Source organism: Rhodanobacter fulvus Jip2, assembly GCF_000264315.1.
In the GTDB taxonomy this organism is placed as follows: Bacteria; Pseudomonadota; Gammaproteobacteria; order Xanthomonadales; family Rhodanobacteraceae; genus Rhodanobacter; species Rhodanobacter fulvus.
The window spans coordinates 1-18,843 of record NZ_AJXU01000010.1; the positions used below are offsets into that span (position 1 = coordinate 1).

General features: G+C 65.9%; 21 protein-coding genes. All 21 read right to left on the reverse strand.

From position 1 onward, the window contains the following. Positions 1 to 174: 174 nt before the first annotated feature. A complete protein-coding gene (fliP, locus tag UU9_RS02150; protein ID WP_007080071.1) occupies positions 175 to 921 on the reverse strand; it encodes a flagellar type III secretion system pore protein FliP in 747 nt (248 codons plus the stop codon). Continuing rightward, positions 918 to 1,301, reverse strand: a complete 384-nt coding sequence (locus UU9_RS02155; RefSeq protein ID WP_007080072.1) for a FliO/MopB family protein — start codon at positions 1,299 to 1,301, stop codon at positions 918 to 920. The genes fliP and UU9_RS02155 overlap by 4 nt, the downstream gene beginning before the upstream one ends. Beyond that, positions 1,298 to 1,648, reverse strand: coding sequence for a flagellar motor switch protein FliN (gene fliN, locus UU9_RS02160; protein ID WP_007080073.1), 351 nt, complete (start codon positions 1,646 to 1,648; stop codon positions 1,298 to 1,300). The genes UU9_RS02155 and fliN overlap by 4 nt, the downstream gene beginning before the upstream one ends. Beyond that, the gene (gene fliM, locus UU9_RS02165; protein WP_007080074.1) at positions 1,645 to 2,661 is read right to left on the reverse strand and encodes a flagellar motor switch protein FliM; all 1,017 of its coding nucleotides are present in this window, start codon (positions 2,659 to 2,661) and stop codon (positions 1,645 to 1,647) included. Before fliM ends, fliN begins: the two co-directional genes overlap by 4 nt. 13 nt (positions 2,662 to 2,674) lie before the next feature. Then, positions 2,675 to 3,166: a flagellar basal body-associated FliL family protein gene (locus UU9_RS02170; RefSeq protein ID WP_040670027.1), complete on the reverse strand. Its 492-nt coding sequence runs from the start codon at positions 3,164 to 3,166 to the stop codon at positions 2,675 to 2,677. 376 nt (positions 3,167 to 3,542) lie between these two features. Further along, entirely contained in the window at positions 3,543 to 4,625 is a 1,083-nt protein-coding gene (locus tag UU9_RS02175) for a flagellar hook-length control protein FliK (RefSeq protein WP_007080076.1), read from the reverse strand. Between the two features lie 134 nt (positions 4,626 to 4,759). Next, positions 4,760 to 5,185: a flagellar export protein FliJ gene (gene fliJ / locus UU9_RS02180; RefSeq protein ID WP_007080077.1), complete on the reverse strand. Its 426-nt coding sequence runs from the start codon at positions 5,183 to 5,185 to the stop codon at positions 4,760 to 4,762. Beyond that, positions 5,182 to 6,549, reverse strand: a complete 1,368-nt coding sequence (fliI, locus tag UU9_RS02185; protein ID WP_007080078.1) for a flagellar protein export ATPase FliI — start codon at positions 6,547 to 6,549, stop codon at positions 5,182 to 5,184. The genes fliJ and fliI overlap by 4 nt, the downstream gene beginning before the upstream one ends. Then, the gene (locus UU9_RS02190) at positions 6,546 to 7,169 is read right to left on the reverse strand and encodes a FliH/SctL family protein (protein WP_007080079.1); all 624 of its coding nucleotides are present in this window, start codon (positions 7,167 to 7,169) and stop codon (positions 6,546 to 6,548) included. The genes fliI and UU9_RS02190 overlap by 4 nt, the downstream gene beginning before the upstream one ends. Beyond that, positions 7,169 to 8,158: a flagellar motor switch protein FliG gene (gene fliG, locus UU9_RS02195; RefSeq protein WP_202799793.1), complete on the reverse strand. Its 990-nt coding sequence runs from the start codon at positions 8,156 to 8,158 to the stop codon at positions 7,169 to 7,171. Before fliG ends, UU9_RS02190 begins: the two co-directional genes overlap by 1 nt. Before the next feature lie 10 nt (positions 8,159 to 8,168). Then, positions 8,169 to 9,875 carry a flagellar basal-body MS-ring/collar protein FliF gene (fliF, locus tag UU9_RS02200; RefSeq protein ID WP_007080081.1) on the reverse strand — a complete coding sequence of 569 codons (1,707 nt, stop codon included), beginning with the start codon at positions 9,873 to 9,875 and terminating at the stop codon, positions 8,169 to 8,171. A gap of 49 nt (positions 9,876 to 9,924) precedes the next feature. Further along, the gene (gene fliE / locus UU9_RS02205) at positions 9,925 to 10,251 is read right to left on the reverse strand and encodes a flagellar hook-basal body complex protein FliE (protein ID WP_007080082.1); all 327 of its coding nucleotides are present in this window, start codon (positions 10,249 to 10,251) and stop codon (positions 9,925 to 9,927) included. A gap of 341 nt (positions 10,252 to 10,592) precedes the next feature. Next, positions 10,593 to 12,023: a sigma-54 dependent transcriptional regulator gene (locus tag UU9_RS02210; protein ID WP_007080083.1), complete on the reverse strand. Its 1,431-nt coding sequence runs from the start codon at positions 12,021 to 12,023 to the stop codon at positions 10,593 to 10,595. 357 nt (positions 12,024 to 12,380) lie between these two features. Beyond that, complete coding sequence (locus UU9_RS02215; protein WP_007080084.1) at positions 12,381 to 12,938, reverse strand: PilZ domain-containing protein; 558 nt, start codon at positions 12,936 to 12,938, stop codon at positions 12,381 to 12,383. A gap of 102 nt (positions 12,939 to 13,040) precedes the next feature. Further along, complete coding sequence (locus UU9_RS17440) at positions 13,041 to 13,331, reverse strand: type II toxin-antitoxin system RelE/ParE family toxin (protein WP_007080085.1); 291 nt, start codon at positions 13,329 to 13,331, stop codon at positions 13,041 to 13,043. After that, positions 13,328 to 13,600: a CopG family ribbon-helix-helix protein gene (locus tag UU9_RS02225; RefSeq protein ID WP_007080086.1), complete on the reverse strand. Its 273-nt coding sequence runs from the start codon at positions 13,598 to 13,600 to the stop codon at positions 13,328 to 13,330. Before UU9_RS02225 ends, UU9_RS17440 begins: the two co-directional genes overlap by 4 nt. Before the next feature lie 245 nt (positions 13,601 to 13,845). Next, positions 13,846 to 14,130, reverse strand: coding sequence for a flagellar protein FliT (gene fliT, locus UU9_RS02230; protein WP_007080087.1), 285 nt, complete (start codon positions 14,128 to 14,130; stop codon positions 13,846 to 13,848). 11 nt (positions 14,131 to 14,141) lie between these two features. After that, entirely contained in the window at positions 14,142 to 14,549 is a 408-nt protein-coding gene (gene fliS / locus UU9_RS02235; RefSeq protein ID WP_007080088.1) for a flagellar export chaperone FliS, read from the reverse strand. A gap of 19 nt (positions 14,550 to 14,568) precedes the next feature. Beyond that, positions 14,569 to 15,963 carry a flagellar filament capping protein FliD gene (gene fliD, locus UU9_RS02240; RefSeq protein WP_007080089.1) on the reverse strand — a complete coding sequence of 465 codons (1,395 nt, stop codon included), beginning with the start codon at positions 15,961 to 15,963 and terminating at the stop codon, positions 14,569 to 14,571. A 61-nt stretch (positions 15,964 to 16,024) separates the two neighbouring features. Then, a complete protein-coding gene (locus tag UU9_RS18490; RefSeq protein WP_007080090.1) occupies positions 16,025 to 17,512 on the reverse strand; it encodes a flagellin N-terminal helical domain-containing protein in 1,488 nt (495 codons plus the stop codon). 127 nt (positions 17,513 to 17,639) lie between these two features. Beyond that, positions 17,640 to 18,842, reverse strand: a complete 1,203-nt coding sequence (flgL, locus tag UU9_RS02250) for a flagellar hook-associated protein FlgL (protein ID WP_040670034.1) — start codon at positions 18,840 to 18,842, stop codon at positions 17,640 to 17,642. Position 18,843: the final 1 nt, after the last annotated feature.

The window sequence follows — 18,843 nt, forward strand, 5'->3', positions numbered from 1 at the left end:
GGTGGCCTTTCTCTTTGGTTACTTTCTCTTTGGCCACGCAAAGAGAAAGTGACTCGAGCGCCGTAGGCGATCGAAAGCTCTTGCTCCTGATCGACGGCCAAAGAGCATCGCGACTGAAGTCGCTCCCACAAGAAAAAGCATCGCGCACAGGGTGCGCTCCTACAGGGGGCGCGGTCACGTGTAGAAACTCCCGGCCAGCGTGCCCAGCAGCAGCGTCCAGCCGTCGACCAGTACGAACAGCATGATCTTGAAGGGTAGCGAGATGATCATCGGGGAGACCATCATCATGCCCATCGACATCAGCACGCTGGCCACCACCAGGTCGATGATCAGGAACGGCACGAACAGCAGAAAGCCCATCTGGAACGCCGTCTTCAACTCGCTGGTGAGGAAGGCCGGCATTGCCACCTTGAACGGCACGTCGGCCTTGCTGGCGTATGGTTTTTCCTTGGCCAACCGGGTGAACAGCTGCAGATCCGCATCGCGGGTCTGGTCCAGCATGAAATGCTTGAACGGTGCGGTGGCCGCCGGCAGCGCCAGTTCCGCGCTGAGGTTGCCATCCATGTATGGCTTCACACCCTCGTCGTAGGCCTTGGTCAGCACCGGCGACATCACGAACAACGTGAGGAACAGCGCCAGCCCCAGCAGCACCTGGTTGGGCGGTGTGGACTGCGTGCCCAGCGCCTGGCGCAGGAAGCCCAGCACGATGATGATGCGGGTGAACGACGTCATCATCAGCAGGATCGCCGGCAGCAAGGTCAGCGCCGTCATCAACGCCAGCACCTGCAGCGACAGCGTCCAGTTCTTGGCACCGTCGGCCGCGGTCTGCACGTTCAGCACCGGGATGCCCGGCGTCACCGCCCACGCGCCCAGCGGCAGCACCACCAGCAGTGCTGCAATGATCCAGCGCCAACGCTTCATGAGCGACGCTTCCAGCGTGCCAGCAGGTCGCTCGCACTGGGCAGGGGCTTGAGCGGCTCCGGCTCGCTTTGCGCGGGTACTTCGCCGTCGTACACGTGCAGCGTGCGGGTGCCGCCCGCGCCCATGCTCACCAGCAGGCGCTTGCCATCGGCATCGATCAGCAGCAGGCGCTCGCGCGCACCGACGGCGAAGGTTTCCACGCAGCGGATGCGGCGCCCACCCATGCCGGGGCGACGCTGCAACCGGCGGGTGAGCCAGCCGGCCACCACGATCAACGCGATGATGCCGAACAGGCTCAGAATCACCCGCACCAGCTCGCTGGCGGGATCGAACTCGGCGGCAGCCGGCGCGACCGCCAGCATGAGGGCCAGCGTGCTCATCGCAGTTTGCGTACGCGTTCGGCGGGGCTGATCACGTCGGTCAGGCGGATGCCGAACTTCTCGTTGATCACCACCACTTCCCCGTGCGCCACCAGGGTGCCGTTGACGAACACGTCCAGCGGTTCGCCCGCGGCGCGATCCAGCTCCACCACCGAGCCCTGGTTGAGCTGCAGCAGGTTGCGGATGCTGATGCGGGTGCGCCCCACTTCCATCGCCAGGGTCACCGGCACATCCAGGATCATGTCCAGGTTGACCTCGCCCAGGCCGCCGGGGAGGTTCTGCAGGGAATCGAACTGGACGCGATCGCTCGGGTCGGCAACCGCGCTGTCTTCGGTGGACTGGTTCATGCTGGTTTCTTCTCTGTCGGATGATCGCCGCCCGCGCGCCTCTCGCGCCGGCCGGCCTGGGTATGGAAACGCACCGCATTGCGGCCGTTGGATTGACCGTAGCTGCCGCGGAACACCGGTACGTCCTCGGCATAGACGGTGGTCAGTTCAGGCAGCTGGATCGGGATGACGTCACCCGGGCGCAGGTGCAGGAACTCGCCGATGCTGAGCCGCGTTTCGAGCAGCAGCGAACTCAGCGCCACCTCGGCGTCGAGCACTTCCTCATGCAGGAACTCGGCCCAGCGATCGTCGCGGTCGACCCGATCGCTCTGCACACCGGCGTCCAGCAAGGTGCGGATCGGCTCGACCATCGCGTACGGCAAGGTGAGATGGATTTCGCCGCCACCGCCATCGAGCTCGACGTGGAAGCGCGACACCACCACCGTTTCGGTGGGGCTGACGATGTTGGCGAACTGCGGGTTGATCTCGGAGTTGATGTATTCGAAATCCAGCCCCAGCACCGGCGCCCACGCTTCGGTCATCGCGCCGAACAGCTCGGTCAGCATGATCTGGATGACGCGGTTCTCGGTGGCGGTGAAATCGCGACCTTCGATGCGCGCGTGGTAGCGGCCGTCGCCGCCGAAGAAGTTGTCGATCACGGTGAACACCAGCCGCGGCTCGAATACCACCAGCGCACTGCCGCGCAACGGCTTGATGCGCACCAGGTTCAGGTTGCTGGGCACGGCCAGGCCGTGCACGTATTCGGTGAACTTCACCATCTTCACGCCCAGCACCGACACTTCGCAGGTCTTGCGCAGCACGTTGAAGATCGCGGTGCGGAAGAACCGGGCAAAGCGGTCGTTGACCATTTCCAGCGTCGGCAGGCGCCCGCGCACCAGCCGGTCCTGCTGGGTGAAGTCGTAGGAAAGGACGGTGCCCGGCGGCAACGGCTCGTCGGTGCCGGTGGTGACATCGCCACCTTCGACGCCATCCAGCAGCGCGTCGATTTCGTCCTGGGAAAGCAGATCGCTCATCGCGGCGTCCCGGTCACTGCATCACGAAGCTGGTGAAGTACAACGCATCCACGCCGGGCTTCCCCAGGCGCTCCTGCACGATCTTGCGCACCACCACCAGCGCCTGCGCCTGCAGCTTGTCGCGACCGGCGGTGTTGCTGATGATCGAGTATTCCTGGCTGCTGAAAAGCGACACCAGCGCATCGCGGATCACCGGCTCGGCGGCCTTGGCCGCGGCCAGCGCATCGGCGTCATGCGACATCAGCGTGACCCCGACCTGCAGGTAACGCAGCGAATCATCGTCGCGAAAATTGACCACGAACGGCGGATCGAGCGGCAGGTACAGCTCCGCCTTCGGCGCCGGCTTGGCGTTCTTGGCCGCGGCCTTGGCGTGCATCGTCTTGTAGGCGAGGCCGCCCCCGCCAAGCGCCAACAGCACCACCACCAGGCCGATGATCATCGGGAGGCGGCTTTTCTTCCTGGGCGCAGGCGGTGCCCCAACCAGCTCTTCGTCGGCTACAGCCATGGAAAACCTCGATTTCAGTTTCAGGGGAAAGCCCGTGCTAGCGGGCGATGCCCATCAGAAGCAAACCGTGTGCCATCGACGAAAAGCGCATGGCAGCGGGGATCTGGCGGAAGCGTGCGGGCGACGTGGCGCTTTCTTGACGCCTGGCGGCAGGTTGACGTGACGCTTTGCTGCCGGGATTCGGGATTCGGGATTCGCAAGGGCACAGGCGGCGTGCGGCGCAACAAAAACTGTGGGAGTGGCTTCAGCCGCGATGCTCCTGCTCTGGAGTTCCAAAGAAAGGGCATCGCGACTGAAGTCGCTCCCACAAGAACGTGCATGTCCGCGGCGGGCGCTGCTGTTGCGATTCCCTATTCCCTATTCCCCATTCCCACCCTCAGGCAAACGCATCCAGCAGCCCGACCGAAACGGGCGATGCCGTCATGCCATGGATTTCGCCGATGTCATCGATCCCGGCGCCTTCGGTGGTTTGACGTTCACCACCGTTGTGGCTGCCGCGATCGTGCTGGCCGACTTCGGTGTGGCCCAGCGAGAGTCCGTGCTGGCCCAGCATCTGATCGAGTTGCGGCAGGCTTTGCTGCACGGCCGCCACCGCGCCGGGGTGCTGCGCGTTGAACACCACGTCGACCCGACCGTGGTTGACGCTGATCTTGATGTCGAGCTGGCCCATATCCTCCGGATTCAACCGGATACGTGCCTGCTTGACGTCCTGGCCACCCAGCCAGGCCACGTGCTGGCCAAGCTCCTGGGCAAAGCCGTGGCTGCCTGCGGGTGTGGGAATCTGCAGTTGATGCACCCCCGGTGCCGCCTGGGTGCCCGTGCCGTGCGAAGTCAGCGCGGCGGCTGGCTGGGCTGCTGCATCGCCGGGTTTGTCGATGGCGGCGAGCCGGGTTTCGCTGCCGGCAAGCCGGGCCTCGCCCGCGGCAAGCATGATCCCGGCCCCCGGTGGCAAGGCCGTGATGTTCGCGTTGGCCGCCGTACCGGTGGCGGCCGTGTTCAATTTCAGCAGGGCCGCCGCGCCGGCATCGCCGGCCACGGCCTTGCCGGCAACGCCGACCTTCGCGTCGGCGAGGCCCGCAAGCGGCGACCGCAAGGTGGTGGTGGCAGGCCCGAGCAGGGCCAGCATCGCACCGGCCAGGGCCGCGGCCGGGGTGTCGCCATCGGCCGGCGCGTCGTCGTCGATGTCCTTGGCGAGCGCGGTGGTTTCGACCGCGGTTCCGGCGGTGGTCTTGGCGGGCACGGCCGCCGGCGCGTTCGCGGTGGGCGGCGTGTCCGCCGTCTTGTTGGCCTGATCGCCGGACGGCGCCTTCTTGCCGTCGTCAGCGGGCGAGGCCTGCTTCTGGCGGGCGGCGTCGAGTTGCCGATCGAACTTGCCGGGGCTGGATGCCGCGTCGCGCGGCTCGGGCGTCGATGTGGCGCGCGGAACGGCGGCGGGGAGAACAGCGGCGGTAGCGGTCATGGCGAAGTGACTCCGTCAGCAGTGGCGTGCGTGGGCGACAACCGGCCGTGCGCACGCCGGGTAGCGAAAAACAGGCGGCAGGTGTGCGCCCGGCGCACCCTGCATACCCCGAATGAAAGGCAAGATCCGCGCCATCAGCGTGGCCGCCGGTATTGCATGCGTTCGTCGATCTCGGCCTGCTCGTGGCGGTCGGCGGCCTGGCGCTCCTCTTCGAGGCAATGTTCGATCACGCTGTCGAGTGCGCTTTCGCGCGCATGTGCCTGGTGCCAGCGGCCGCGCACCTGGTCGAGCAGGCGCTGCAGGCGGGCGACCTCGCCGGTCTGCTGCGTGATCGCCTGGTCGATGCGCTCGACGAATTTCTGACGGTTCAGCAGCGCACTCACGGTCAAGCTGCCGTCGCCGTTGCTGGCGTATTCCTGGCGGTAGCGCTTCAGCTCGCCCAGTTGGTGCTCGGCCTTGGCCAGCTGCTGCTGCTGCAAGGCCAATTGCGCCAGCGCATCCTCGGTGCGCTGCTTCGCCTGGTCCACCGCCGGCTGCAATTGCACGGCGCGCGAGCTCATCCGGGCACCTGCTCGGCCAGAGCATCGAGTTTGGCGATGGCCATTTCGAGCGTCATCGGTTCATCCACCTCCTGCTGCAGGAAGGCGCGCAGTTGCGGCCACATGTCGATGGCCAGATCGACCTGCGGGTCGGAGCCTTTCTGGTACGCACCCACCGCGATCAGGTCGCGCTGCTGGCGATAGGCGGAATAGACCTGGCGGAAACGCTGCGCCGCGCGCAGATGCTCGCGCGCCACCACGGCGGGCATCACGCGGCTGATCGACGCCTCGATGTCGATGGCCGGGTAATGCCCGGCTTCGGCCAGGTCGCGCGACAGCACGATATGGCCGTCCAGAATGGCGCGCGCCGCATCCGCGATCGGATCATGGCGGTAGTCGTCGCCCTCGGTAAGCACGGTGTAGAACGCGGTGATCGAGCCGCGACCCTCGGCGTCGTTGCCGGCGCGCTCGACCAGTGCCGGCATCATCGCGAACACCGATGGCGGGTAACCCTTGGTGGCCGGCGGCTCGCCGATGGCGAGCGCGATTTCGCGTTGGGCCTGGGCGTAGCGGGTGATCGAGTCCATCAGCAGCAGCACGCGCATGCCGCGGTCGCGGAACCACTCGGCGATGGCGGTGGCGTATTGCGCGCCGCGCAGGCGTTTCAGCGGTGGCGCGTCGGCCGGCGCGGCCACGATCACGGCGCGGCGGCGGCCCTCCTCGCCCAGCGTATGCTCGACGAATTCCTTTACCTCGCGGCCGCGCTCGCCGATCAGCCCCACCACCACCACGTCGGCGTTGGTGTAGCGCGTCATCATGCCCAGCAAGGTGGATTTGCCCACGCCGGAACCGGCAAACAGGCCCAGTCGCTGGCCGCGACCCACGGTAAGCAAGGCATTGATCGCCCGCACGCCCACGTCCAGCGGCGCATCGATGGGCTTGCGCGCCATCGGGTTGATCGGCTCGCTCTTCAGCGCCGCATGTTCATCGGATGCCAGCGGACCCAGACCATCCAGCGGTATGCCATCGGCGCCCACCACACGGCCCAGCAGCGCATGGCCCACCGGCAGGCCGCGGGTGTGTGCACAGGGGCGGACGCGGGCGTTGGGCAATACGCCGTGCATGTCGCCGACCGGCATCAGCAGCAGCCGTTCATCGGCAAAGCCCACGACTTCGGTATCCAGTTGCGCGCCGTCGGCGGTGTCGACCAGGCAGCGCGCGCCGAGCGCGGCTTCGCAACCTTCCGCCTCCAGCGTCAATCCCACGACCCGCCGCAGGCAGCCTTCGACCGCCAGCGTACGCACGGTCTCCGCACGCGCCGTGCGCCGGGCCAGCTTCTGCTGCCACGACAGCTGCCGCGCGACGGTGTCGGCCTGGGCGTTCATGCGCCAGCCTCGTCGTCCACATCGTCACCGAGCACCGCGTCGACCACCGCGGCCAGGCGCGCTTCGACGGTGGCATCGAGGCGGGAGCGTTCGCTTTCCAGCTGGCAACCGCCACGCGTCAGGCTGGCGTCGGCATGCAGCTGCCAATGGCTTTCGACCGCGCCCAGCTCGCGCAGCAAGGCCAGGTCATCGGGGTGAAGATGCACGCGCAGGTCGCGCGTGGCGGCGGGCAAGGCCGCTGCGGCCTGGCGAACGGCTTTGGCGATGAGGTCGGGCGACAGTTGCAGCTCGCGCGCAACCACGCGTCGCGCCATCACGATCGCCAGCCGCGCCAGCTCCTGCTCGGTGCGATCATCGAGTGCCTGCAACGGACGGGCGGCGGCTTCGCACAGCGCGTCGAAGCGCGCCATGTTCTGCTGCAGCTGCTGTCGCGCGGCGGCCAACCCTTCGGCACGGCCGGCGGCGTAGCCCTCCTCGCGCGCCTGCTGTTCCAGCGCTTCGAGTTCACGCACGGTCGGTTGCGGCGGATCGTCCTTGCGGCGGTTCGGCAACTCGCCGTTGCCAACGTTGGGCAATTCCCAACGCTGCACATCAGGCCCGTTGCCGACGACCGCAACCATCAGACGAACTCATCGCCGCTGGAGGACAGACTGAGCTGGCCGGCATCGGACAGCTTGCGGGCGATCACCAGCACTTCCTTCTGCGCCGCGTCGACGTCGCTCAGGCGCACCGGACCCTTCACCTCCAGGTCGTCGCGCATCATGTCGGCGGCACGCTTGGACATGTTGGCGAAGATCTTTTCGCGGATGGCCGGTTCGGCGCCCTTCAACGCGGTGATCAAGGTGCCCGACGGCACTTCGCGCAGCAGCGTCTGCATGCCGCGGTCGTCCAGCTCGGCCAGATCCTCGAACACGAACATCAAGTCCTCGATGCGCCCGCTGAGGGCCTCGTCGTGGGTACGGATGGCGCCCATCAACTCGGTTTCGCGGCTGGCCTCCATCGCATTGAGGATGTCGGCGGCGGCCTTGAGACCGCCCACGTTGGCGGACTTCAGCTTCTTGGTGGTGCCGGAGAACTGGCGCTCCATGATTTCATCGAGCTCGTTCAACGCATGCGGCTGCACGCCGTCGAGCGTGGCGATGCGCATTACCGCGTCGCTGCGCACGCGCTCGGGCAGGTAGCCAAGTACCTCGGCGGCCTGATCCGGTTCGAGATGCGCCAGCACCAGCGCGATGATCTGCGGATGCTCCTGGTTGATCATCTCGGCGATGGCGCGGCTCTCCATCCACTTCAGCGATTCCAGGCCCTTGCTGCTGCGACCCAGCAGGATGCGGTCGATCAGGCCACCGGCCTTGTTCTCGCCCAGCGCGTTGACCAGGATCTTGCGGATGTACTCCTCGGTGCCCACGCCCAGCGCGGTCTGCTGACCCATGTCGGCGTCGAGCTTGTTCAGCACCACCTCGACCTGCTCGCGCGAGACGCCGGACAGGGCGGCCATGGCCGACCCCACCGCCTGCACGTCGCGCGCGCTGAGGTGCTTGAGCACTTCGGCAGCGTCCTCTTCGCCCAGTGTCAGCAGCAGAATGGCCGCGCGCTGCGCGCCGGAAATCTTGGATTGATCAACTGCCATCTTCGCTCACCCAGTTCTTTACCACCTGAGCCACCTGTTTCGGGTTCTCGGTCACCATCCGGCGAGCCGCTCCCACGCGTTGCTCATAGGCAAGCGCGGGCGTGTTGTGCAGCCGCGCCGGTTCGTCCGCTCCCTGCGGTTCGTCATCGACGCGTACGGAAATCTGCGGCATCGGCGACGGCAATGCGCGCGCCGGGGCCTCCCCTCGCAACAGCCCTTTCAACAAAGGCCGCAGCACGCCGAACGCTACCAGAAGCGCCAGCAGGATACCGACGCCCTGCTTGATCAGATCCATCATGCCTGGCCGCTGCCAGAACGGCGTATCCGGCAAGGCCTCGGGCGAGGGACCGCGCTGGAACGACTGGTTGACCACGCTGACGCTGTCGCCGCGCGCGGCATTGAAGCCCACCGCGTTCTTGGTCAGGTCGGTGAGGTGTTGCAGCTCCTGCGCGGTAAACGGCACGCTGGTGGCCGGCTTCGGCTCGCCGCCCCCGTCGACGCCGCCACTGACCAGCTTGTTGTCCAGCACCACCGCCACGGTGAGCCGCGCCAGTCGCCCGGCCGGATCGCTGACGTGGCTGATGGTGCGGTCCAGTTCGTAGTTGCGGGTGGCGCTGCTGGAAGTATCGGCGGTACTGGTAGTCGTGGTGGTGGTGCCGGTGGCCGCCTTCGGATCAGGCTTGGCGTTGGCGGCGCCCGCATCCGGATTGGCCGCGGTCGGCTGCGCCACCAGCGCTGGCGGCTGGTTGCTCAGCGCGCCGGGCACGCCGCCCTGGGCGCCATCGCCGCGGCGTTCGCTGCTGGTCTGCTCGCTGCGCAGCGCCGGGTGTTCATGGCCGAAGGTTTCGGTGGCTTTCTCGGTCTGGCTGAAATCCAGATCCGCATACACCTGCGCCCGCACCCTGCCCGGCCCCACCAGCGGGGTCAGCAATTGTTCGATGCGTTCGGCGTAGGTGTTTTCGATACGGGTGGAAAGGCGCAAGCGGCTGTCGCCGATGGCGCCGGGGCTGTCCGGGTCGGTGGTGAGCAACTGGCCCTGCTGATCGATCACCGACACCTGGTGCGTATCCAGGTCCGGCACGCTGGCCGACACCAGGTGCACGATCGCCGCCACCTGGCCGGCGTCCAGCTGGCGGCCCGGGTACAGCGTCACCAGCACCGAGGCGGTAGCCGGGCGGTTGTCGCGGATGAAGGCCGACGGCTTGGGCAAGGCCAGGTGCACGCGCGCGGAACGCACCGACTGCAGCCCGCCGATGGTATTGCCCAGGTCGGTCTCCAGCAGTTGCTGATAGCGGGTGCGCTCGGCCAGGTCGCTCATGCCGAACGGCGAATCGCCGCCCTTGGCGGTGGACGAGGCCGTGCCCTGCGGCAAGCCCTGGCCGGCCAGTTTCAGCCGCAGCGCGGCCAGGTCGGCAGCCGGCGCCATGATCGACGAGCCATCGCTGCTGAGCTGGAACGGCGTATTGGTGGATTGCAGCTGCTGCGCGATCGCGGCGGCGTCGCTTTGTCCGAGCCCCGCATACAGCAGGCCGTAGTTCGGCCCGCGCGACCACAGCACCACGGCAACCCCCAGCGCCACCGCGCCGGCCACGGCCACCAGCAACATGAGCTGGCGCGCCGCCGGGTTGCGGGAAAGCTGCTTGAAGGTATCAAGGCGACCGTTGTTGTCGGTGGTCGCGATGCCGTTGTCGGCCATGGGGCTGCTCGTTTTCTATGAAGGGAGTCGACGGTGGACGAAGCGTGCGTCAGACCGGCATGTTCATGATGTCCTTGTACGCATCGACGAGCTTGTTGCGCACGGTGACCATGCTGCGCAATGACAAGTCGGCCTTCTGCATCGCGATCATGGTGCGACCCAGATCCGCGCCGGCATCGCCGCGCTCGAAACTCGCCGCCATGCGGCCCGCTTCCATCTGGGTCTGCCCCACCGACGCGATCGACTGCTTCAGCAAGGCGGAGAAGTCCGGCTGACCCGCCGCCGGAGCCGCCTTGAACGCGGTTTCCGCCGGACGTACCTGCGCCGTCATCTGGCGCATCTGGGCAAGCAGGTTGTTGACTTCGATCGTACTCATGGCTGCCTCATCTACAGCGAGCGGGTGACAAAATCCCGACACGTGTCGGGTTTGCATGAGATGGATGCACGAGGCGTGCCAGTGGGATGCCGGGAATCGGGAATGGGGAATCGGGAATCGTTCAAAGCAGAATCAGGAGCGCCCTCTTCCGCCCTTCGGGCACCTTCTCCCGCAAGCGGGAGAAGGGAAACGCCGCAAGCCCCCAGCTTGCGAGAAGGGAAGCGCCGCAAGCCCCGACTGTTCCCTTCTCCCGCTTGCGGGAGAAGGTGCCGCAGGCGGATGAGGGCGCTCTTGGCCTTATGGTTTTGCGATTCCCTAATCCCGATTCCCCATTCCCAGCCTCACGCAGCCATGCTCCCCTGCAACCCGTACTTGCGCAGCTTTTCCACCAGGGTGGTGCGCTGCATGTGCAGCAGGCGGGCGGCGTGGGCGACGACGCCGCCGGTGGCGTCGAGTGCCTGGCGGATCAGGCCCACTTCGATGTCGGCCAGGTGGTCCTTCAGGTCCAGGCCGTCCTCCGGCAACAAACCCAGGGTGGACACGGGCGAGCGGGCTTCGCTGATGTCGGCCACGACGGGGGCGCGGCCTTCCATCATCGCCAGCAGGTCGGAACTGCGCACTTCATCGCACACCTGCTGGCCGCGGTATTTCTCGGGCAGGTCGCTGGCGCGCACTTCGCCGTGCGGGAACAGGATGGCCATGCGCTCGACCAGGTTGGACAGCTCGCGCACATTGCCGGGCCACGGGTAGGCCTGCAGCGCGTGCATCGCGGTGGTGCCGAAGCGCACCACGCCCAGGCCGCGGCGGGCCAGCCGCTGGTTGAATTCGGTGATCAGCACGGACAGGTCGTCCAGCCGTTCGCGCAATGCGGGCAACTCCAGCGGGAACACGCTGAGGCGGTAGAACAGATCCTCGCGGAATTTCCCGTCGGTGATGGATTGCTCCAGGTTGCGATGGGTGGCGGCGATGATGCGCACGTCGCAATGCTGGGTCTTGTTGCCGCCGACGCGCTCGAACACGCGCTCCTGCAGCACGCGCAACAGCTTCACCTGCATCGGCAGGCTCATGTCGCCGATCTCGTCCAGGAACAGCGTGCCGCCCTCGGCCATTTCGAAGCGGCCCTTGCGGGTGTTGATGGCGCCGGTGAACGAGCCCTTCTCATGGCCGAACAGTTCGCTTTCCAGCAGCTCGGCGGGAATCGCGCCGCAGTTGATCGCCACAAAGGGTTTGTCGCGGCGCGGGGAGCTGTCGTGGATCGAGCGCGCCACCATTTCCTTGCCGGTGCCCGACTCGCCCAGCACCAGCACGCTGGAATCGAACGGCGCCACCTGGCGGATCAAGGCGTTGACGTGGCTCATCGGCGCGGACTGGCCCACGAAGCGGATGCCGTTGCCCTGGCCACCGAGCAGGCGCGCATACATCGCACGCATCGCTTCGGCCATCTGCTCGTAGCGCAGCGGGAAAGCCAGCGTGGCCACGCGGGTGGTGAACGGCGAGGAGGTGGCGGTGAAGCGGCCCAGCCAGGCGGAGTCGTCGGCCAGCAGCATCGGCACATGCGTCGCCGTGTCACCCAGCAGGGCAAGCTGGCGTTCGGCTTCCGCCTCGTCATCCACCTGGCCGATGTAGACCCCGCGCCAGGCCTGCATCGATTCGTCGGCAGCACTGCTCTCATCGCCACGTTGCGGTCGATAGCCCAGAAAATGCAGCGCCGACATCACGGCATCCACACGGGAGCGGTCGGACTCGATAACCAGGAAGTCGAATTTCTGCATGGTGATTCCCCCTGCTGCCTGTTGCTTGTTTGCCACACCCGTCTTGGGTGAGGCCAATCATCGATGCGGCGGGTTTACGTCGCCGGGTTTGATGAACACATAGCAACAAGGGGGCCAACGCTGACTTTTTGGCGACGGCAAAACGTCGTGCGTCAGCCTTTCATCCCTCCGGCCAGCCATCGAAGGGCGTCCGTAATGGCCGGAAATCACACTAAATGCCTGAATTGAAACGTGTTGATTCCGTGAAACGGGAAACTGCCACCGCCAGGACGGCCACGACCAACGCGTCAACAAAAGTTCGCCGAATCATTGCGAAGTGTGACCGGGGTCACAGGCCCGCCCCCGCCTGCGGGTGACTCAAAGCGTCAGTTGGCGCGTTTCTGCCACTTTGCGTCGGTGATGGCGAAAAACCAGCCGTTCGATGGCGTCACCCAGCACGTCACCCGGCGCGGCAAACAGCACAAACACCTGGCCATCGTCGAGACGGCGATCCACCCTGGCGGCCAACTCCAGCGGCAGGCTGCGGCACACGTCGAAGCGCAGCCGCAATACCAGCGAATCGCCCGCCGGCACCAAGGCCACCGGCAGCACCGCGCCGACGGCGTTGAAGCGCAAGCTCCGCCGTGGCGGCAAGGCACTGGTGGGCACCAGCAAGTGGTTGACGATGTCGACCAGCGCGGTCAGCTTGGCGTCCATCCGCTGCATTTCCAGCATCACCGGATTGTCGTCGTCCATGTCGGCGGCGTAGCGTTCTTCCAGCGCCGCGATCGCGGACAAGGTATTGAGGTTGCGCTCGGCCAGCCGCAACTGGTGCGCCTGGGCGTCAGGCCAGGGCATGGCCTCGCTGTCCGCGTGCAGGCTCTCGTCGCTGCTCACGCGCTGCTCGAATTCGTCCCAGTTGCTGGCGTCCATCATGTTCACCCGATCATGTGGTGGTTTGGGATTGAGTGTAGCGGGGCTTGACCGGCGGCTGACGCCTGAATCGAGCCGCGCCGCGAAGCGTCATCGCGTGAATGGTCAGGCGCTGTCTCGTGAACTTTCGAAGTGATGCCAGATACGCAGAATGACGAGAGCAGTGCCTTGTACGGTATAGCGAACGACGTACTTGCCAAAAATGAAATCGCGAATCGAATCCGGTTGAAGAGCTTGCGCAACACCGCGCCCCATTTCCGGAAATGCACAGAGACTGTCAATGCGCGCGATGAGATCTGCAGCGACGCGAGCAGCGGCAGTGGGATCGTGGTCGGCGATGAAGTCACGTAGCCGGACCAGGTCAGCGACGGCCTCCTGCGAATAAACGAGCCTCACTTATCCGCCTGTGGAGGAGACAACTCATGGGAAGTACCCCAAGACTCCAGCCACGCGTGAACGGCTTGCCCTGAAACTACCTTGCCGTGGGCCGCAGACTCCATGGCAGTGAGTGTTTCTTTCCAGCGCGATTGCTCCAGCTCCTGGCGGGCAACGAACTCCCGAATGGCCTGGTTGACGAGCCAATTCTTGCTGCGATGCAGCTTGTCCGACATGGACTCAAGGCCGCTCTCGACCTCGGGCTGCAGGCGAATCGTGGTGACACTCATGGGCGACCTCCAGCAGTGAATGAATGCATTGTATTACATTGCATTCAAGGCCGAAAACAGAGGCCGAGGCGGCGGTAACCCTTCGACTTCGCTGCGCTACGCTCAGGGTGATCGGCTGGGGGAACGCCGCAGCGGTGCTCAATCAAAGCGTATACGCCAAAACCACCGATCTCCCTGAGCGTAGGCCCGCAGGGCCGAAGTCGAAGGGCAGCACACCGCCAAGCCCCAACAAAAGCAGCTCCGTCCTACGCCTGGGCGTACGCGCTGATCGCCCGTGCCCGACCATTCTCGCGCTGCCACTGCGCGGCAGCCTCGTCGCGGGCCTGGCGAACCAGGGCGCGCAGCTCGCGGTCGCAGGCCAGGATTTCGCCCAGCTGGTAGACCTCGTCGGCGGAGTGTTCGCGCCGCAGCAGGGGTTCGCGCTGGGCTTCCAGGGCGGCCAGCCGCTCCCATTCCTGCGCCTGGCCGGCGCCCAGCATGTCGCGGGTCAGTTGCAACGCCTGGTCGACAACGGTGCTTTCGTGGGACATGGCCGGGGCGCTCACGCGCTGGCGGCGCGCTGGGCGGCGGCCGGGGCGATCTGCACCCAGCTGTCGCGCACTTGCTGCAGCAAGGTGCTGACTTCGTCGATCAGGCTGACGTCGTCGCGCAGGTTAGCCTGCAGCAGGCGGCGGCTCATGTATTCATAGAGCGAGTCGAGCCGGCTGGTGTTGGCCGCGTCCACCTTGGGATCCAGGCTGTCGCGCAGCCCGCCGATGATCTCGATGCAGCGGCCGATGGTTTCGCCCTTGGCGGCCACTTCGCCGCGCATCATGTGGGCGCGGGCCTTGATGAGGCGCTCCAGCGCGCCGTCCATCAGCAGCGTGATCAGGCCATGCGGGTCGGCCGACTCCACACCGCCGTGCGAGCGAATCTGTTGGTAGGCGCCTGCGCCGTAGCCGAATCCCATGACACTGATCTCCCGTGGATTATTTCTTGTTGCTGTTGGTGAGCGCGTCGAACTGCTGCGTCAGGTAGGTGCTGGTGCTGTTGAGCTTGGACATCAGCGTATCGAGCGCGGTGAACTGCGCCTGGTAGCGCGCCGTGAGGCTGTCCATGCGCATGTCCAGCGACTTCTGCCGCGCGTCCAGGTCTTTCAACTGCTGGCTGATGCTGTCGGTGCGGCCGGCCAGCACACCGTGGTCGCCCACCAGTGTTTTGAGCTGCTCGCCCAACTGCGCCGAGAAGCCGTTGTCGCGGTTGAAGATGTCGTTGACCTTCTTGCCGCCGTCGCTGAGCGCTTCCTTCAGCTTGTCGCTGTCGATCGCCAGCTTGCCGTCCACCTGCAACGAGATGCCGATGGAGGAGATGCTGCCGCCGTTGGCGCTGCCGCCCATGATGCGGGCCAGCGTGCTGTTGATGCCGTTGAGCGTGGCGTCGCCGATCATGGCGCCGGCCGTTTCGCTCACCGTGTCGTACTTGGTGAGGTTCTGGTAGATGCCCACGAAGCTGTTGTAGGTGTTGACCAGGTTGGTCAGCGCGCTGGTGGCCTTGGAGGTGTCGTTGGCCACGGTGACGGTGCTGCTGCCCTCCGCCGTGAGGTTCAGCGTGAGCCCGTCGATGGCGGTGCTGGTGCTGTTGCCGGCGCTGTGGGCGGGCAAGCCGTCGATGGTGAACTGGGCATCGGACGCTGGGTTGATCACGCTCAGCCCGTTGCCTTCGCTGGCGGAGGCATCGTAGTTCAATGCCGCCAACCCGCCGTCGCCGCCGCTGCTGGTGATCTTGAAACCGTTTTCCACACCGGTGCGCTCGCCGCTCAATACCAGGTGCGCGCCGTCGGTGCCGTTGACGATGGTGGCGTTGACGCCCGGGTTGTCGATGGATTTGTTGATGGCGTCGCGGATGGACTCCAACGAGCTGTGCTCGCTGTCGATGGAAAGATCCATCGTCTTGTCGCCCACGGTGATGCTGAGCGTGCCCGTGCCCACCGCCGTGCTGTTCTTCTCGAACGCACCGGACGATGCCTTGAGGGCACTCGCCAGTTGGGTGACTTCAATCTTGTAGCTGCCCCCGACCGCCGTACCGGTGGCGGTGGCACTCAATATGTCGGTGTCGCTGCTGTTGACCGAATGCGCGCTGAAAGCGCTGCCGTCGCTGATCGACGCCATCGCCGATTGCAAGGCGGAAAGCGCCGCGCTCACCTGGCCCAGGCCGGAAAGCTGGGTGTTGGCGTTCTTGGCCTGGTCGGTAATCTGCGTTTGTTGCGGTGCCTTCTTGGCTTCGACCAGTTGCTTGACCAGGTCGGCAACCGGCAGGCCCGAGCCCACGCCCATCGAGGTCAGCAACCCGGTGGTAGGCGTTGTTGAATTGACGGTAATCGCCATGTTCGGGCTTCCTCGAAGTCAAAAGGAACGGCCGCGCCCATCGCGGCCGTTCCGGTCTACATTACTGCAGGAGCTTCAACACGCTCTGCGTGGTGGCGTTGGCCTGCGCCAGCACCGAGACACCGGCCTGTTGCAGGATGTTGGCGCTGGACATGTTGGCCGTTTCGGCCGCGAAGTCCGCATCCTGGATCTGGCTGCGCGAGGCAGACAGGTTCTGCGAAATGGTCTGCAGGTTGGCGATGGTGGAGCTGAAGCGGTTCTGCACCGCACCGAGGTCGCTGCGCATGCCGCTGATGGTGGACAGTGCCGCGTCGATGCGGGTGATCACCTGGTTGGCGCCCGTCACCGTGTTGACGTTGGCACCTACCAGGCTGCCGTCCGCGGCAATGGGTGTCGCACCGGCACCCGAGAAGCCCAGGCCACCCGCACCCGCACCCGCCAGATTGCCATCGATGGTCAGATCCTTGAGCGAGTTGATGCCGAAGGACTTGCTGCCGCTGTCGTAGAACGCGGAAACGCCGTCGATACCCTTGGCATTGACTGCGCTGACGAAGGCCTGCGCATCGGCGTAGGTGCCTTCCATGTCGATGCCGTTGATGGTCAGGTCGCCGTTTGCCAAGGCGAGGCCCGCGGGCGTACCGGCGCCGGCGGGGACTTCCGGGGTCTGCGCAGCCACCGAACTGGTGCTGCCGAAGACCGCGGCAGCGTCCGTGCCGCCAAGCGCAACCGCCGAACCTTCATTCGCATTGGTGATCGTCAGGAGGCCCGTGCCGGCATCGAACGATGCACTTACGTCGGCACCGCCAGCAGCGGCGATGGCGGCCGCAAGCAGGCCGCCATCAGTGTAGGTGTCCGCGGCAACGTTGGTGCCGCCAACCGTCAGGTCGCCCGCGGTGACAGCGATGCCGGTGGACAGCGCCGAAGTCAGATCAACCGTCGTGGTCGCCGAACCCGGAGCTGCCGGCGTACCCGGCGCGCCGGCAACAGCGGCCGGGAACAACGCGCTGACGTCGCCGCTGGTCGACACCGCCGCCTGGCCGACCTGGCTGGAACCGGCGCCCTGGCTCAGGTTGACGGTAATCGTCTCGCCCACGTTGGCGCCGATCTGGAACGCGGCGCTGCCGAAGGTGCCGTCCAGCACGTGGCGGCCGTTGAAGGTGGTCTGCTGCGAGATGCGGGTGATCTCTTCCAGGCGCTGCTGCACTTCGGCATCGAGTGCGGCGCGGTCGGAGTCGGAGTTGGTGGCGTTGGCCGACTGCACCGCCAGCGTACGGATACGCTGCATGTTGTTGGTCACCTCGTTCAGCGCCGACTCGGTGGTCTGCGCCAGCGAAATGCCGTCGTTGGCATTCGCCACGGCCTGGTTCAGGCCGTTGATCTGGGTGGTGAAGCGGGTGGAAATGGCGAGGCCGGCGGCATCGTCTTTCGCGCTGTTGATCTTCATGCCTGAGGACAGGCGCTCGATCGCGGTGGACAGTTTGCTCTGCGACTTGGCCAGGTTGTTCTGGGCATTCAGCGAGCTGATGTTGGTGTTGACGCTCATGACCATGGGAGTATCTCCGAATCGGGGTTGGGTGCCGACGATGGCCGGCCCAGACAATCGGACGGGGATTCACACATGGAATGCCTCCGCCTTGTTCAGTGTTTCGACTCAACACATCGGAACTTGAGTCTTGTCAACGCAAATAATCAAATAATTTCGACCCCTGCACTTTGCTGAAGGTCAATTGCGCAGCCTGCAGCGCGGTGGTTTGCGCCCCAAGCTGGCTGATCGCGTCGTAATAGTTGATGTCTTGCGCGTCTGACAGCGCGCTCTTGTACTGAAGGGTGAGGTCGTCGTTGAGACCGGCCTGCTGATCCAGTGCATTCATGCGCGCGCCGACCTTGCCGCGCGTGCGGGTGATGTTGTCGATGGCCTGGTCGAGGCTGGCGAACTGGGTGTTGAGGGCGTTCTGCATGTCGGCGCCGCCGCCGTTGGGCGTGCGCAGCACATCGATGATGTTGTCCAGCGTGGTGAACACGCTTTGCGGCTGCGATGCGCCCAGTGAAAAGCTGTCGCCCGCCTCGGGCTCGCCGCCGAAGGCGACCTGCGCGCCACGAAAGGTGATGCTGCCGCCCTTGACGTTGTCGTAGCTGCCGGTTTCCAGCACGGCACCGCCGCCGTCACGCACTTCGTAGGCGTCCGCCGCGGTAAACACGATGCTGTAGTCGCCGCCATCCCATGCCGACGGGTTGGCGTTGGGGTTGCTGACGCTGGTGCTGCCGGCCACCGCGCTGCCCGTGTTGGCGGCATTGGCGCTGATGGCAAAGGTGCCGTTGCCGCTGGGGATATTGCCGAACACGGCGCTGCCGGGGTCGCCGGTGGCCACCTGGAAACCGGGGCCGGCGGCAACCATGCGCTGCCCATCGTCGCCCACGTAGGTAACGCTGCCTTGCGACGCGAACGGCTCGGCCCCGGTGCGGTTGCCGGCAAAGATGTATTCGCCCTGGCCATCCTTGCTGTTGGCCTGGCCCAGCAGTTGCTGGCGCAGCTGCACCATCTCGGCGGCGATGTCGCCGCGGGTCTCGTCGGTCTGGCTGCCGTTGGCCGCCTGCAGCAGCAGGGTGCGCACGCGGCCCAGCACGTTGGTGACGTTGGACAGGCTCTGGTCCTCCAGCCCCAGCCGCGCGTTGGCCGTGGTGATGTTGCGCTGGTATTGCGCGGTGTCGGCAATGAGGTGGTTCATGTCCAGCGCGCGCGCCGCGCCCACCGGGTCGTCGGACGGCTGGTTGATGCGCTTGCCCGTGCTCAACTGCGTGTTGATCCTGGACAGGTCGCTCTGCCGATCCATCATGCTGCCGATCGACTGCTGCTGCATCCAGCTGGTGGAAACTCGCATG

Excerpts from the sequence above, each read along its gene's own strand:
- fliP (WP_007080071.1), bottom strand. The coding sequence starts at position 921 with ATGAAGCGTTGGCGCTGGATCATTGCAGCACTGCTGGTGGTGCTGCCG.
- UU9_RS02155 (WP_007080072.1), bottom strand. The coding sequence starts at position 1,301 with ATGAGCACGCTGGCCCTCATGCTGGCGGTCGCGCCGGCTGCCGCCGAG.
- fliN (WP_007080073.1), bottom strand. The coding sequence starts at position 1,648 with ATGAACCAGTCCACCGAAGACAGCGCGGTTGCCGACCCGAGCGATCGC.
- fliM (WP_007080074.1), bottom strand. The coding sequence starts at position 2,661 with ATGAGCGATCTGCTTTCCCAGGACGAAATCGACGCGCTGCTGGATGGC.
- UU9_RS02170 (WP_040670027.1), bottom strand. The coding sequence starts at position 3,166 with ATGGCTGTAGCCGACGAAGAGCTGGTTGGGGCACCGCCTGCGCCCAGG.
- UU9_RS02175 (WP_007080076.1), bottom strand. The coding sequence starts at position 4,625 with ATGACCGCTACCGCCGCTGTTCTCCCCGCCGCCGTTCCGCGCGCCACA.
- fliJ (WP_007080077.1), bottom strand. The coding sequence starts at position 5,185 with ATGAGCTCGCGCGCCGTGCAATTGCAGCCGGCGGTGGACCAGGCGAAG.
- fliI (WP_007080078.1), bottom strand. The coding sequence starts at position 6,549 with ATGAACGCCCAGGCCGACACCGTCGCGCGGCAGCTGTCGTGGCAGCAG.
- UU9_RS02190 (WP_007080079.1), bottom strand. The coding sequence starts at position 7,169 with ATGGTTGCGGTCGTCGGCAACGGGCCTGATGTGCAGCGTTGGGAATTG.
- fliF (WP_007080081.1), bottom strand. The coding sequence starts at position 9,875 with ATGGCCGACAACGGCATCGCGACCACCGACAACAACGGTCGCCTTGAT.
- fliE (WP_007080082.1), bottom strand. The coding sequence starts at position 10,251 with ATGAGTACGATCGAAGTCAACAACCTGCTTGCCCAGATGCGCCAGATG.
- UU9_RS02210 (WP_007080083.1), bottom strand. The coding sequence starts at position 12,023 with ATGCAGAAATTCGACTTCCTGGTTATCGAGTCCGACCGCTCCCGTGTG.
- UU9_RS02215 (WP_007080084.1), bottom strand. The coding sequence starts at position 12,938 with ATGATGGACGCCAGCAACTGGGACGAATTCGAGCAGCGCGTGAGCAGC.
- UU9_RS02225 (WP_007080086.1), bottom strand. The coding sequence starts at position 13,600 with ATGAGTGTCACCACGATTCGCCTGCAGCCCGAGGTCGAGAGCGGCCTT.
- fliT (WP_007080087.1), bottom strand. The coding sequence starts at position 14,130 with ATGTCCCACGAAAGCACCGTTGTCGACCAGGCGTTGCAACTGACCCGC.
- fliS (WP_007080088.1), bottom strand. The coding sequence starts at position 14,549 with ATGGGATTCGGCTACGGCGCAGGCGCCTACCAACAGATTCGCTCGCAC.
- fliD (WP_007080089.1), bottom strand. The coding sequence starts at position 15,963 with ATGGCGATTACCGTCAATTCAACAACGCCTACCACCGGGTTGCTGACC.
- UU9_RS18490 (WP_007080090.1), bottom strand. The coding sequence starts at position 17,512 with ATGGTCATGAGCGTCAACACCAACATCAGCTCGCTGAATGCCCAGAAC.
- flgL (WP_040670034.1), bottom strand. The coding sequence starts at position 18,842 with ATGCGAGTTTCCACCAGCTGGATGCAGCAGCAGTCGATCGGCAGCATG.